Below are 14,083 nucleotides of genomic sequence, written 5' to 3' on the forward strand. Positions count from 1 at the left end.
TTATAGCTTCTTTGCCTGCTCGGGTCAAGTGCAACGGGCGGCGCCCCGCGGCGCCCGCCGGTGCCGCGCCTGCGTACATCGGGCCCCGCCACCGCGCCCGGCGCGCCGGCGGGCTGCCGGCGCGCCGTCAGACCCGGACCTGCTCGGACTCCTCGGCGCGCCGGTCAAGGTACCGCTCCAGCTTGCGCTTGACCCTCTGCAGGGCGTTGTCGATGGACTTCACGTGCCGGTTCAGATCCCCGGCTATCTCCTGATAAGACTTACCGTCCAGGTAGGACATCAAGACCTTCCATTCCAGGTCGCTCAGGATCTCGCCGATCTTCTCCTCGATGTCGCCGAACTCCTCGCGGTTGATCACCAGCTCCTCGGGGTCACTCACCCGCGAACCGGAGATCACGTCGAGGAGCGTGCGGTCCGAGTCCTCATCGTAGATGGGTTTGTTGAGGGAAACATAGGAGTTGAGGGGCAGGTGTTTTTGCCGGGTGGCCGTCTTGATGGCCGTGATGATCTGCCGGGTCACACACAGCTCGGCGAACGCCCGGAAAGACGAAAGCTTGTCGGCCCGGAAGTCTCTGATGGCCTTGTAAAGGCCAATCATGCCTTCCTGGATGATGTCTTCCCGATCCGCACCGATCAAGAAATAAGAGCGCGCCTTACTGCGCACAAAATTCTTGTATTTGTTGATCAGGTACTCGAGGGCGGCACTGCAGCCATCCCGTGCGTACTCCACAACTTCCTCGTCCAGCATCACCTCGTACTCTCTAAAGGTCCCCTTGTGGGCAGAAACGCTCACCTTATCGCCCCCCAGGTATTACACCCTTTCGGACACGAAGCGACGCCGACGGTAGAAAATTGGACAAACCGCCGTTACCCATTATATATGTGGCCCTGCAGCATAGCAAGTACTCCTGCCACCCACCTCCGGGCTGCCCCTGGGAGTCTCGCACATCCGCTGTCTGCGGACCTCATAAAGGAGGATGGCCGCAGCGGCGGCCACGTTCAGAGATGGCACATGCCCCGCGATGGGGATGCGCACCACCAGGTCGCACGCCTGGCGCACCGCATGCCCCAGCCCCTTTTCCTCACCTCCCAGCACCACCACCAGGGGGACGGTGAAATCCGCCTCCCAGGGTAAAGTGTCGCCATCGGCCTCCGCCCCCACCACCCAGAAACCCCGCCCCTTCACGTCGCTCAGGGTCCGTGCCAGGTTAGTCACCCTGGCTACCGGGAGCCACTCCAGGGCACCCGCTGCCGCCCTTGCCGCTCCGCCCGTCAGGCCGGCGCTGCGACGGACCGGGATCACCACACCGTGGGCTCCCAGACATTCGGCCGAGCGGCAGACGGCCCCCAGGTTACCGGGATCCTGCACCCCAGCCACGGCTACCAGCAAAGGAGGGCACCCGGCCGGGATCCCCGCCAGCACTTCCTCGAGGGTGCGGTACTGCTCCACGGCCGCCACCGCCAGCACGCCCTGATGGGGCAATCCCCCGGCACGCACGTCCAGCACCTCGCGGCCCACCACCTGCACCGGCACACCCCTCTGCCGGGCCAGGACCAGGATACGGGTCACCGGCGGGCCCGCCACCCCCTCCCCTACCATGATACGGTGGATGGACCTCCCTGCTTCCAGAGCTGCCAGCACGGCCTGCCGCCCCGGGATGATCTGCCCCCCGTCCCCGCCCGTCCCCGCCGCGGTATCGCCCCGGGCATCCCCCGGCAAACGCCCGGTCATGACCGCCTCCGGTCCGGGTAGCGCGGGCACTCCGTCCATTCCTCCGGACAGGTACCGTCCACCTGGCAGGGCGCTCCCGCCTTCTCGAACAGCAGGGGAGCCACCTTGCGGCACTCCCTGAGCATGAGGTATGCCACCGCCCGGATCTCCCACTGGGCCCGCTGGCAGCACCGCAGGCGGAAGACGTGGAAGAGTTCCCTGGCGTTCATGGTTACCACCAGGCGGGTGGCAACGGCATTGGGAAGCACGTACCGGGCATCTTCCCTGGGGATGCCCATGGCGGTCAGGGCCCGGTACACCTGGCCCGCCCGGTCCAGGAATTCCTCGAAGAGGCGGGCCGCCTCGGGTACCCGGGCCACGGAAGGAGGCACCACGTGCCAGGCGGCATCGCTCCTCACCCACCTCTGGGATTGCTGGCTGTATGAGGCCAGCCGGTGACGCACCAGCTGATGGCTGCAGGCGCGGGAAATGCCCTCCACGGCGAAGGTGAAGGAGGCGTGCTCGAAGGGAGACTCGTGTCCCCGTTCCCGCAGGAGGTCGATGAGTCGACGGACTTCGCCGGTCTCCATGTCCAGGAGGGTCTCCACCCCGGAAGCCGAGTAGCAGAGACGGGCGGCAGCCGCCACCGTCCTCTCGGGATCGGGGGTGTGGCGCAGCAGCTTGACAATCACGGTGCATCTGTCCTTTCCAGCACCATAGCCAGGATTCCCTGCAGGCGCCCGCTCTCTCCCCTCAGGTACAGGTAGCCCAGGAGGGCCTCGAAGGCAGTGCTAGCCCGGTACTCAGCGGGAGTGGACCCGCGGGGCACGGCTGCACCCTTGAAGTTGCGCGCCCGCCGCACCAGGTCCTCCTCAGCGGGGGCGAGATAGGGTTCGATGCCGCGGAGGAAGGCGGCCTGGGCCCCCGCCCGTACGCGACGCACGGCATCGCGGTGCCGCTCTCCCGGGGAAGAGCAACGCCCCACCAGGTGCTGCCTGACCGCCAGCTCGAAGACGGCGTCCCCCACATATGCCAGGTCCCGGGGGGAGAGTTCCGACACCCCGGCGCTCAGGTCCGCACTGCCAGACCCCACCGGACGGAACCGGGGGGCCAGGAGGGATTGGGAATCCTGCTCTCCCGACCGCTGCTTCACACGGGACCCCCTTCCCTGCTGCGCAGGCGCCACCTGGTACCCAGGGGGGTGTCCTCGAGGGCAATCCCCATCGCGCCCAGCCTTTCCCGGATCAGATCGGCCAGGGCCCAGCTCTTCTCTTGCCGCGCCCGCGTTCTGACCTCCACCAGGATGTCCAGGAGCTCCTCAAACCACACTCCCTGCTCACCCGCGACCCGCTCACCCGGAACCTGGTCGCCGGGACGCACCGCTGCCGGCCTGGGGCCCACCTCCGCCGGCGCCGGCGCTACCACCGGTGCCACCACCCCCAGTACCCCGCCCAGTTGCTCGAAAGTCCTGTGGGCGCGGGTCAACCCTTCTCGGGCCTCTCCGCTCAGCCCGAGAGGCCCTCCCCGCAGTAGCAGGGATACCGCCGAGTTACCGGCCCGGGCCAGGTCGAACAGGGCCGCCAGCGCCTGCGGGGTGTTGAAGTCGTCGTCCATGGCGGCGTGGAAACGGTCCCGGACCCGGTCGGACCCGGCACCCATGCCGGCGGCTACTTCCAGGCCTTCCTGATCGGTGGCGACGTCGTGGGTGAGCACCTCATCCAGGGACCGCACCGCGTTCTGGAGACGCTCCCATGCCCGCCGGGCCTCCTGCAGGCGGGCGGGGTCAAACTCCAGGGGTGCCCGGTAGTGGGCCGAGAGGAGGTAGACTCTGATCGCCCCGGCCGGGAACTCCCGCAGCAGGTCGCGGATGGTGACAAAGTTCTTGAGGGACTTGGACATCTTCTCTTCCCGCATGGTCACCAGGCCGTTGTGCAGCCAGTAACGTACGAAGGGAGCCTCCCCGGTGAACGCCTCGCTCTGGGCGATCTCGTTCTCGTGGTGGGGGAAGATGAGCTCGTTGCCTCCACCGTGCATGTCGAACCCGTTGCCCAGATAGCGCAGGGCCATGGCCGAGCACTCGATGTGCCAGCCGGGGCGACCCGGCCCCCAGGGGCTGGGCCATGCCGGCTCCCCCGGCCGGGCTGCTTTCCAGAGGGCGAAATCCTCGGGGCTTTCCTTTGCTTCCCCCGGCTCCACCCGGGCGCCCGCCCGCAACTCCTCCACGCTCCGGCCGGAGAGCTTGCCGTAGCCGGGGAAGCTGATCACCCGGAAGTACACGTCGCCCGCCGACTCGTAGGCATACCCCTTTTCCACCAGTGCCTTCACCATCTCCAGGATCTCGGACATGTGCTGCGATACCCGGGGGTAGTGGTCCGCCGGCTTCACACCCAGGGCGGCCATGTCTTCCAGGTAGCGGCCCACATAGTGGCCGGAAAGCTCCAGCGGGTCCCTGCCCAGCTCGCGGGCACGGGCGATCACCTTGTCATCTATGTCGGTGAAGTTCTGCACCAGATGCACGCGGTACCCGCGGTACTCCAGATAGCGGCGGATGGCGTCCCAGACCACGCTGGGGCGGGCGTGACCGATGTGGGCCTCGTCGTATGGGGTCACCCCGCACACGTAGATGCTCACCGTGCCGGGTTCCCGCACCTGCAGCTCCCGCTTGCTGCGGCTCATGGTATCGTAGACGGCGATCAAGTCCCCCGCCTCCCCGCGGCCACCATCGCGCACACGGCCCAGGCCGCCATCCCTTCCCTGCGCCCCAGGGCACCCAGGCCCTCGGCCGTGGTTGCCTTCACTGCCACCATTCCTTCGTCCACTCCCAGGGCCGCCGCCAGGCTGGCTTTCATGGCGGGAATGAAGGGAGCCAGCCGAGGCTCCTCCGCCACCACGGTGACGTCCGCGTTCACAGGCACCAGGCCCCGCCCGGCCAGCCCGGCCACCACCTGCCCGAGCAAATCGCGGCTGTGGGCCCCCCGAAAGCGGGGGTCGGAAGGGGGAAACCAGAAGCCGATGTCCCGTTCTCCTGCGGCCCCCAGAAGGGCATCCATGAGGGCGTGGCAAATCACGTCTCCGTCCGAGTGTCCCGCCAGTCCCACCGGCGAAGGGACCTCCACCCCGGCCAGCACCAGGGGCCTGCCCGGCGCCAGAGGATGAATGTCAAATCCCATCCCTACCCGCATTCCCCATCTTCCCCGCACCACGCTTTCCGCGAGTTCCAGGTCCTCGGCTACCGTGACCTTCAGGTTGTCGCGGGAGGAGGACACCAGCCGCACCGGGTGCCCCAGCCTCTCCACCAGCACGCTGTCGTCCGTCCCCAGGTAACCCTCGACCCGGGCCCGGCGGTGGGCTTCCTCGAGCAGGTCTCTCCGGAATGCCTGCGGGGTCTGAGCCTGCCACATCCCCTCCCGGGGCACGGTGCGCCTCACCGTGGCACCGCCCTCCTTGAGGGTGTCCACCACCGGCACGGCCGCCAGGGCCGCGCCCGCTTCCCGCGCTGCCTCCACCACCCGCACCACCAGGTCGGCGGTGGCAAGGGGCCTGGCCACGTCGTGGACCACCACCCATCTCACCGCCGGGCTGAGGGCGGCCAGCCCCCGGGACACGGACTCCTGGCGGTGGGCACCTCCCGGTACCACCGTGCACACGGCCCCGGCCTCCCCGGGCAAATCGCGCACCCGGTGCCCGACTTCCTCCTCGGCCCCGGGAGGGACCACCACCGCCACCTCTTCCACCAGGCCGCTGCCCCGGAGGGATTGCAGGGCCCACGCCAGCAAAGGCAGCCCGGCCAGGGGTACGAGGGCTTTGGGACCCAGGCCCAGCCTCTCCCCCTGGCCGGCCGCAGCCAGGATCGCTCCCACCCGCTCGCTCATCCCGCCCTGTCCAGCTTGGGCCGGGCGAAGATCATGCGCCCGGCCGCGGTCTGCAGCACGCTGGTGACCGCCACCTCGATGGTCTCGCCGATGTGTCTCTTGCCACCTTCGACCACGATCATGGTGCCGTCGTCCAGGTAACCGACTCCCTGCCCCGCTTCCTTGCCATCCCGCAGGATGTGGACGGACATCTCCTCACCGGGCAGCACTCTGGGCTTGAGGGCATTGGCGAGCTCGTTGAGGTTCAGCACGGGTATCCCCTGAACGGTACATACCCGGTTCAGATTGAAGTCGTTGGTAACCACCTTGCCCCGCATCTGTTTGGCCAGTCGCAGCAGCTTGGTGTCCACGTCGCGGCCGGGCACGTCCTTCTCCCACACCTGCACGGGTACCCCGGCCGTCTGCTGCAGCTGGGCGAGGACCTCCAGCCCCCGCCGGCCCCGGGTCCTGCGCGCCCCGTCGCTGGAGTCGGCGATGTGACGCAACTCCTCCAGCACGAAGGACGGGATCACCACCGGCCCCTCCAGGAAACCGCTCTGGCACACGTCCACGATGCGCCCGTCGATGATGGCGCTGGTGTCCAGGATCTTGGCCGCACCATCCCGCGGGGCGCGCTCCCTGCCCCCCCACCGGCCCAGGAAGGGGATCAGTGCCGCCAGCTCGTCCCGCCGGTGGACAGCCAGGCTGGCCCCCAGATACCCCACGATGACACTGGCCACCGGGGGCAGGAAGGGACCGATGCTCGGCAGCCGGGAAAACGGGTAGGTCAGCAGGTTGGCGATGAGCAGGCCGCATATCAACCCCAGAGTCCCCGCCAGCATGTCCGGGATGGGAACCCGGGACAGGCGCCCCTCCAGCCTTCCGGTACCGCTGAGGATCGCCCTCACCACCTGGGGGAGTAAGATGAATCCGATAAGGCCGCCCAGCGCCGCTCCCAACACCAGCGCGCTGATGCGCTGGATGGGCGGCAGGGAACTCCCCAGGTACGCGAGCAGGGAATCCGCACCCCACCCACCGCCCGCCAGGCCCGATGCCAGGCCCGCATACGCCACCACTCTTCTCAGCCTGCTATTCAGCGTACTACACCCCCTCTCCGCCCCGCACCTCTTGTCTCTGGAAGCAATTATAGGCGAGAGAAGCACGCAGGGGCAAGGAAACATTCCCGCCCCCGCTCCTCACGCCGCCGAGCCCCTGTCAGGCCAGAGCTCGATCCAGAAGAGAAGAAGCTTCGTGCAGGGGAAGCCCCTTGGAGAGCACCAGCTCAGAGACCAGGATCTGCCGGGCTATCTCCAGCATGCGACGCTCCCCGGTAGAGAGCCCCTTTTCCCGATCGCGATGAGTGAGGCTCAGCACGACCTCCGCCACCTCAAAGGCGTTGCCGCTCTTGATCTTTTCCAGGTTGGCGCGGTAGCGGTGATTCCAGTTTCCGGGGACTGCGGGCGCCGTCTGTCGGAGGGTGGCCACGACGGCATCCATGCGCTCGGCCGGTTCCACAGCCCGTAACCCCACCTGCTCCACACTGCTGGTGGGGATCATGACCTTCATCTCTCCCAGAGGCAGCCGCATTATGTAATACTGCTGCTTCTGACCCAGGACTTCGTGCTCCTCTACGGCCTCTATCACTCCCGCCCCGTGCATGGGATAAACGACCTTATCGCCGACCTTGAACATACCGGCGGCCTCCCGAAACATCCCCTCTAACACTAGGGTAGCACAACGTCCACGGGGGGTCAACTTGACGGTATGCCAGGGCAGTTGTAAAATGGCCGTGCGAGAAGATCGGCGGTGGGCGTGTAGCTCAGTGGGAGAGCGTTCGGTTCGCATCCGAGAGGTCGCGGGTTCGAGTCCCGCCACGTCCACCAGTGCTTTCTCCGGAAGGTGGTGCCGGTTGAAGGACCTCCTGTGTGACGGGTTTCAGCAGGCGGTGGAGGAGTGCCTGGTCAGGCATCGCAGCATCCTGGATGTTCTCTCCAAGCTGCAGGAATCCGGCGCACGGATCAACCGGGCCGTAAGCAAGACCGTCACCGCCTGCGGGTGTCTTAACGTGCACGCTCACAGGCAACAGATCCCGTCCGACGTCTCCTCGCTGCAGCAGCTACGGCATTACATGGAGACCCACCTGGAAGGCAAGCTGTGCGAGCATTGCCAGGAAGTAATGGAGCAGGAAGTGGGCAACCACCTCTTCTACCTGGCTGCGCTCTGCAATCTACTGGACCTCAACCTTTACGATATCTTCGTGAAAGAGCATCAACACATATCCACCCTCGGCCCCTATTCCCTGACCTGAGAAACGCCGTCAGCGGGTGGCAGGGGAGCCGGAGAGGCGGCGGGAGAGATCCTCGCGCATGCGCTTGAGGCCTTCGCAAACGGCCCGGGCCCTCACCTCCCCGATCCCCTCCACTTCGTCGAGTTCTTCCAGACTGGCGCGCATGACGGCAGGTAGCCGGTCGAACCGGGACACCAGGTTGTCCACCACCGCCGAGGGGAGGTGGGGGATGGCACGCAGGACACGTACTCCCCGCGGGGAAACCCGCGTGTCCGCGAACCCCGGAGGCGAAGGGTAGCCCAGGATGCGGGCCAGGGTAGCCGTGTCCCGCAGCGTCTCCCGGCTCAGGGCGGCCAGTTCGTCCAGAGCCTCATCGGGATCCCGCCCGCCCGCTGCGTAGTCCGCCACCACCAGCCCTTCCTGTTCCCCGATGCCCACCTGCAGTTCCCGGAGCTCCAGGCTGACCAGCCATCCTTCCGTGCCCAGTTCGCCCACGTAGCCGTCCACTTCGGCCACGATCCGGTTGGCCATCTCCGCCCGGTGCACCACCGTGAGAACTTCCCCCAGGCTGACGCTGTCCTCCAGCTCCAGCATGGTGAGCCGCTGCAGGTCATCCTCGAACACGCTGCGGTACTTCTCCAGGGTCTGCAGGGCCTGGTTGGCCTTGGCCAGCACCACCGGGGTATCCGGCAGCACGTAGCGCAAATTGCCCCGGTAAAGCGTGATCGTATTCCGGCGCTGAGATACGGCAATGACCAGCTCGCCCGTCTGGCGGGCCACCCGTTCGGCAGTGCGGTGCCGGATACCCGCTTCATCCGAGGGGATGGTCGGGTCAGGTACCAGCTGAGTGTTGGCCCACAGCACCCGACCGGCGTCCCGGTTGAGCACGATGGCACCATCCATCTTGGCCAGCTCGTACAGCAGGGCGGGCACCACAGGAACGTCCAGGGAAAATCCCCCCGTGACCAGCTTCATCACCTCGGGGCTGTCACCCACCACGATCAGGGCCCCGGTGCGGGCGCGCACGATGTTGTCCAGCGCCTCCCGCAGCACCGTGCCGGGAGCCACCATCCGTACCGTCCTGCTCCAGACTTCCGCACCTTCCCCCACGCGCACTCTGCCCCGTTCCACCCCGGTGCGCTCCGCCCCTGTCTGCGCCCGGGCGCCGCCCGCAGCCATCCGGGGCGCCGGCTGCGGGCGATATCCTCAGCCGAGTACCAGCTCGAGGGCCTCGCCCACGCCGGACACACCCTCCACCCGTATCTTGCCCTGCCATCCCATCCTATCGAGGCTCCTCACACTGGAGACGGGCAGGACGAAGGCGGTGAAGCCCACCCTCTGCGCCTCCCGCAGGCGTTCCCCCACCCGCGGGATGCCTCGCACCTCGCCCGCGAGGCCCACTTCCCCCGCCACCGCCACCCCGGGCCGCACGGGCAGATCGCGGAAGCTGGAGGCCAGGGCCACCGCCACCGCCAGGTCCACCGCCGGCTCCTCGATCTTGACGCCGCCCGCCACCTTCACGTAGGCATCCTGGTTGCCCAGGTGCATCCCCAGCCTCTTCTCGAGCACGGCCGCCATGAGCACGGCCCGCCCGGCGTCCACCCCTGCCACCATACGCCTGGGCACGGCAAAGGGGGTGGGGCTGACCAGGGCCTGGACTTCCACCAGGAGAGGACGCATCCCTTCCAGGCAGGCGGTGACCACCGACCCCGGCACCCGCTCCGGCCGCTCGGCCAGGAAGAACCCCGAAGGATTGGGCACATCCATCAAACCGGACTCCACCATCTCGAAGACGCCCATCTCGCTGGCGGAGCCGAACCGGTTTTTCTGGGACCGGAGAACACGGTAGGCGTGGTGCCTGTCCCCGTCGAGGTAGAGGACGGTGTCGACCATGTGCTCGAGCACCCGGGGTCCGGCAATCTCGCCCCCCTTGGTAACATGGCCCACCACGAAGATGGCCACTCCGGACGACTTGGCCACTCGCAGGAGCTCGGCCGTGCACTCCCGCACCTGGCTCACCGAGCCCGGGGCAGAGGCCAGTTCGGCCCGGTACACGGTCTGGATGGAATCCACCACCGCCAGCCGGGGCTCGACTTCCCCCAGACGGCGAACGATGCCTTCCAGGTCGGTGTCGGCCATCACCAGGAGCTGGGGGGAAAGGGCTCCCAGGCGCTCCGCCCGCATCCTGATCTGCTGTACCGATTCCTCCCCCGATATGTACAGGGCGGGAGCCTCCCGGCTCACGGCGCAGCTCACCTGCAGGAGCAGGGTGGACTTACCTATGCCCGGATCGCCCCCGATGAGGACCACCGAACCCGGCACCACGCCGCCCCCCAATACGCGGTCCATCTCCGCACTGCCGGTGGGGAAGCGGGGCCGGGGCTGTGCTTCCACGGCGGTGATGGCCAGAGGAGGCGCAGACTCCGCCACCCAGGCCCGCCCTGGAGGGGAGCGCACGGGAAGGGGTTCCTCCACCAGGCTGTTCCACTGCCCGCACTGGGGGCAGCGCCCCAGCCAGCGGGGCGCCTCGTACCCACAACTCTGGCACACATAGCGGCTGCGCGCTTCCGGCAATGCCATCCCTCCTGACCACCCGCCGTCATCCAGGCCTTCCGGGCCCGTCTGCCTCCGGCCGCGCGCGAGGACCGCAGCCGCCTGCCACCGGAGCCGCCCGCCCACGAGTGTCGCTTTCCCGCCGGAGCCACCTGCCTGCCTAAGCGTGAAACTCCACCACGTCCCCTTCTTCCAGCACGAAGTCGCGGGGCACCATCTGCCCGTCGAAGGTGCGGGAGCTCCATATGCGCGCGTACTTAAGCCCCCGGGCAATGTCCTTGTGCAGGCCCTCCGCTCCCTCCCGCACCGTCGACCCCCGCGGCAGCACCAGGGGGGAGTCATGCTCCACCTTGCGCCCGGGTGCCTTGGGGTACACCCGGATCCTGTCCAGCAGCCAGAACACGCGACCGCGCAGCTCCTCCAGGTTCAGCCCGGAGGCGGCCGAGACGGGCAGCACCGGCAGGGGATCGTGTCCTCCAGGCGGTCGCCTGCACATGCCCTCCAGCAGTTCCAGATTGTCCAGGGCGCCGGGAAGGTCTGCCTTGTTCCCCGCCACCAGGGTCCGCTTGCGGGAGCGATCCGACCGCCCCTCGCTCACGAGGGTGAGGCGCGCCTCACCGAGCAGAACGAAAACCTCTTCGGTCTGAGCCAGGAGGTCATCGTCGGCCAGATCGAACACCAGCAGGACGGCATCCGCCGCCCGCACCAGTCCCAGCACCTCACCCGGGGTCATGTCCCGGGCCAGGGGAGGCAGGTCGACCAGCTGCACCTGCACGTTTTCGAAGGGCATCATGCCCGCCAGCGGCAATCTGGTGGTGAAGGGATAGGGCGCCACCTCGGGGTTGGCATTGCTCAGGCACGCCAGGAGCCGGGACTTTCCCGAGTTGGGAGGGCCCGCCAGCACCACCTGACCGGCCCCGTGTTTCTCCACCCGGTACACGGAGCGGCGCCGGGCCGCCTGGGGCCGGGACTGGAGCTCGGCACGGATGCGGGCCATGCGGCGCTTGATGTCGGCCTGCATCTTCTCCGTCCCCTTGTGCTTGGGGATGGTGGCCAGCATCTCCTCCAGCGCCTCCAGCCTGTCCTCCGGCGTGACGGCTTCCCGAAAGCGCTGCTCTGCTGCCAGGTAGTCGGGAGTCAGGTTGGCCGGCACCTCGTATCCCCCCGCTACGAGAGTGCTGATCGCTACTTCACACCCGCCCGCTCGGGCTGAGCCTGCGCGAATTCCTCCTTCTTGTGGAAGGCCAGGCTCCGGCCGTCAGGGCCCGCGTCCACCACCAGGGTGTCACCGTACGCGAACCGCCCCTCCAGCATAAGGTCAGCCAGGCGATCCTCTACCATGCGCTGGATGGTCCGCCGCAGGGGCCGGGCACCGAACATGAGGTCCGAACCCTCCCGGATGAGGACCTCCCTGGCTCCTTCCGTGAACTCCAGCTCCAGCCCGTTCTCCTTCAGGCGGGCCACCACCCGCCCCAGCATGAGCTCCACGATCTTCTTGAGGTGCTCCTCGGTGAGCGGGTGGAAGACAATGATCTCGTCGATGCGGTTGAGGAACTCGGGCCGGAAGGTGCGCTTTACCTCCTCCATGACCCGGTCCTTCAGGTCCTGATAGGTGCGCTGGTCGTCGTGGGCCGCCCGGAATCCCATAGCGGTCTGCCCGCGCAGGTAGTGCGACCCCGCGTTGGAGGTCATGATCACCACCGTGTTGCGGAAGTCCACCGTGCGCCCCTTGGCCTCGGTGAGGCGACCGTCCTCCAGCACCTGGAGCAGGATGTTGAACACCTCCTGGTGGGCCTTCTCGATCTCGTCCAGCAGGATCACCGAGTAGGGGCGCCGACGCACGGCCTCGGTGAGCTGGCCGCCCTCCTCGTAACCCACGTAGCCGGGCGGGGCACCCACCAGCCGGGACACGGTGTGGCGCTCCATGTACTCGGACATATCCAGGTGAACCATGGCGTCTTCATCGCCGAACAGGGCCTCCGCCAGGGCCCGCGCCAGCTCGGTCTTGCCCACCCCGGTGGGGCCGAGGAAAATGAAGGAGCCGATGGGCCGCCTGGGGTCCTTCAGCCCGGCCCGGGCCCGGCGGATGGCCCGCGCCACCGCCTGCACGGCCTCGTCCTGACCGATGACGCGGCGGTGGAGCTCCGCCTCCAGGTGGAGCAGGCGCTCCTGCTCTTCCACCTTCATCTTGGAGACCGGGATGCCCGTCCAGGCCGATACCACCTGGGCGATGTCTTCTTCCGTGACGGTGGCCTTCGCCGATGACTTCTGCTTCTCCCACTCCTCGCGCTGCCGGTCCAGGTCAGCCTTCAGCTTCTGCTCCTGGTCGCGCAGCCGGGCCGCCTTCTCGAACTCCTGGCACTGGATGGAGGCTTCCTTCTCCTTACGGAGCTCCTCCAGCCGCTGCTCCAGGGCCTTCAGGTCAGGGGGCGCCACGAAGGAACGCAACCGCACCCGGGAAGCCGCCTCGTCCATCACGTCGATGGCCTTGTCGGGCAGGAAGCGGTCGGCCACGTACCGGTCGGACAGCCTCACCGCCGTCTCCAGGGCCTGATCGGTGATCTCCACCCGATGGTGGGCCTCGTAGCGGTCGCGCAGGCCGCGCAAGATGGCCAGGGCCTCGTCCGCGGTGGGCTCGTTCACCATGATGGGCTGGAAGCGCCTCTCCAGGGCGGGGTCCTTCTCCACGTGCTTGCGATACTCGTCCAGAGTGGTGGCCCCCACGCACTGCAGCTCCCCGCGGGCCAGGGCGGGCTTCAGGATATTGGAAGCATCGATCGCCCCTTCGGCTGCCCCCGCCCCGATGATGGTGTGCATCTCGTCTACGAAGAGGATGATGTTGCCCGACTGGCGGATCTCCTCCATGACCTTCTTCAGGCGCTCTTCGAACTCACCCCGGTACTTGGAGCCGGCCACCATGGCGGCCAGGTCCAGGGTCACCACCCGGCGGTCGCGCAGGATTTCGGGAACCTTGGCATCCACGATGCGCTGGGCCAGCCCCTCCACGATGGCGGTCTTGCCCACCCCGGGCTCCCCGATGAGCACCGGGTTGTTCTTGGTGCGGCGGGAAAGGATCTGGATCACCCGCTCGATCTCCTGCTCCCGCCCGATGACGGGGTCGAGCTTGCCCTCCCGGGCCAGCGCAGTGAGGTCACGGCCATAGGTGTCCAGGGTGGGGGTGGTGCTGCGCTGCCGTCCGGCCGGCTTTCCCGCCGGTGCCGCGGGCATGGGACCGCCCAGCAGGTGGATCACCTGGCTGCGCACCCGGTCCAGGTCCGCGCCCAGGTTATCCAGCACCCGGGCGGCCACACCTTCCCCTTCCCGAAGCAGCCCCAAGAGGATGTGCTCGGTGCCGATGTAGTTGTGGCCCAGCATGCGGGCTTCTTCCGCCGCCAGCTCCAGCACCACCTTCTTGGCCCGGGGCGTGAAGCCGATCTCACCCTGGGGAGCACCCTGGCCCCGCGGGATCATCTTCTCCACCTCCTGGCGCACCCGCTCCAGGTCGACCCCCAGGCTGATGAGGGCCTTGGCGGCAATCCCCTGGCCTTCCCGGATGAGACCGAGCAGGAGGTGCTCGGTGCCCACGAAGTCGTGGTTGAGCCGCCGCGCCTCCTCCTGGGCCAGCACTATCACCCTCTGTGCCCTTTCCGTGAAACGTCCGAACATGGCTTTCCCCCCTCG

The 14,083-nt window shown here is 67.8% G+C and carries 13 protein-coding genes and 1 tRNA gene; 2 read left to right on the forward strand and 12 right to left on the reverse strand.

Annotation, left to right across the window (positions count from 1 at the left end; genetic code table 11):
- Nucleotides 1–127: 127 nt before the first annotated feature.
- From sigH to QME70_05570, 8 genes are all read right to left on the reverse strand, one after another.
- The gene (gene sigH, locus QME70_05535) at nt 128–793 is read right to left on the reverse strand and encodes an RNA polymerase sporulation sigma factor SigH (protein ID MDI6894056.1); all 666 of its coding nucleotides are present in this window, start codon (nt 791–793) and stop codon (nt 128–130) included.
- Nucleotides 794–874: 81 nt separating this feature from the next.
- A complete protein-coding gene (gene rlmB, locus QME70_05540; protein ID MDI6894057.1) occupies nt 875–1,771 on the reverse strand; it encodes a 23S rRNA (guanosine(2251)-2'-O)-methyltransferase RlmB in 897 nt (298 codons plus the stop codon).
- Nucleotides 1,729–2,403: an FAD-dependent thymidylate synthase gene (thyX, locus tag QME70_05545; GenBank protein ID MDI6894058.1), complete on the reverse strand. Its 675-nt coding sequence runs from the start codon at nt 2,401–2,403 to the stop codon at nt 1,729–1,731. Before thyX ends, rlmB begins: the two co-directional genes overlap by 43 nt.
- Nucleotides 2,400–2,864, reverse strand: coding sequence for a ribonuclease III domain-containing protein (locus tag QME70_05550; GenBank protein ID MDI6894059.1), 465 nt, complete (start codon nt 2,862–2,864; stop codon nt 2,400–2,402). Before QME70_05550 ends, thyX begins: the two co-directional genes overlap by 4 nt.
- Entirely contained in the window at nt 2,861–4,405 is a 1,545-nt protein-coding gene (gene cysS / locus QME70_05555) for a cysteine--tRNA ligase (protein ID MDI6894060.1), read from the reverse strand. The genes QME70_05550 and cysS overlap by 4 nt, the downstream gene beginning before the upstream one ends.
- On the reverse strand, nt 4,405–5,583 hold the full coding sequence (gene ispD, locus QME70_05560) for a 2-C-methyl-D-erythritol 4-phosphate cytidylyltransferase (GenBank protein MDI6894061.1): 1,179 nt from the start codon (nt 5,581–5,583) through the stop codon (nt 4,405–4,407). The genes cysS and ispD overlap by 1 nt, the downstream gene beginning before the upstream one ends.
- Nucleotides 5,580–6,638, reverse strand: coding sequence for a TRAM domain-containing protein (locus QME70_05565; GenBank protein MDI6894062.1), 1,059 nt, complete (start codon nt 6,636–6,638; stop codon nt 5,580–5,582). The genes ispD and QME70_05565 overlap by 4 nt, the downstream gene beginning before the upstream one ends.
- A 139-nt stretch (nt 6,639–6,777) precedes the next feature.
- Entirely contained in the window at nt 6,778–7,254 is a 477-nt protein-coding gene (locus tag QME70_05570) for a CarD family transcriptional regulator (protein ID MDI6894063.1), read from the reverse strand.
- Between the two features lie 116 nt (nt 7,255–7,370).
- On the opposite strand from QME70_05570, the gene QME70_05575 reads away from it, so the two are divergent.
- Together QME70_05575 and QME70_05580 are read left to right on the forward strand one after the other, a co-directional pair.
- Nucleotides 7,371–7,445 (forward strand) — tRNA-Ala (locus QME70_05575).
- A gap of 26 nt (nt 7,446–7,471) precedes the next feature.
- Nucleotides 7,472–7,870: a DUF1573 domain-containing protein gene (locus tag QME70_05580; protein ID MDI6894064.1), complete on the forward strand. Its 399-nt coding sequence runs from the start codon at nt 7,472–7,474 to the stop codon at nt 7,868–7,870.
- Between the two features lie 9 nt (nt 7,871–7,879).
- Here QME70_05580 and disA read toward each other — a convergent pair whose 3' ends face one another.
- From disA to QME70_05600, 4 genes are all read right to left on the reverse strand, one after another.
- Nucleotides 7,880–8,980, reverse strand: coding sequence for a DNA integrity scanning diadenylate cyclase DisA (gene disA / locus QME70_05585; protein MDI6894065.1), 1,101 nt, complete (start codon nt 8,978–8,980; stop codon nt 7,880–7,882).
- Between the two features lie 75 nt (nt 8,981–9,055).
- Entirely contained in the window at nt 9,056–10,423 is a 1,368-nt protein-coding gene (radA, locus tag QME70_05590) for a DNA repair protein RadA (GenBank protein ID MDI6894066.1), read from the reverse strand.
- A 139-nt stretch (nt 10,424–10,562) separates the two neighbouring features.
- Complete coding sequence (locus tag QME70_05595) at nt 10,563–11,555, reverse strand: 50S ribosome-binding GTPase (GenBank protein MDI6894067.1); 993 nt, start codon at nt 11,553–11,555, stop codon at nt 10,563–10,565.
- A gap of 32 nt (nt 11,556–11,587) precedes the next feature.
- A complete protein-coding gene (locus QME70_05600; GenBank protein MDI6894068.1) occupies nt 11,588–14,068 on the reverse strand; it encodes an ATP-dependent Clp protease ATP-binding subunit in 2,481 nt (826 codons plus the stop codon).
- Nucleotides 14,069–14,083 lie beyond the last annotated feature (15 nt).

The sequence above is a fragment of the Bacillota bacterium genome, assembly GCA_030019365.1.
GTDB lineage: Bacteria > Bacillota > Sulfobacillia > JACIYH01 > JACIYH01 > JACIYH01.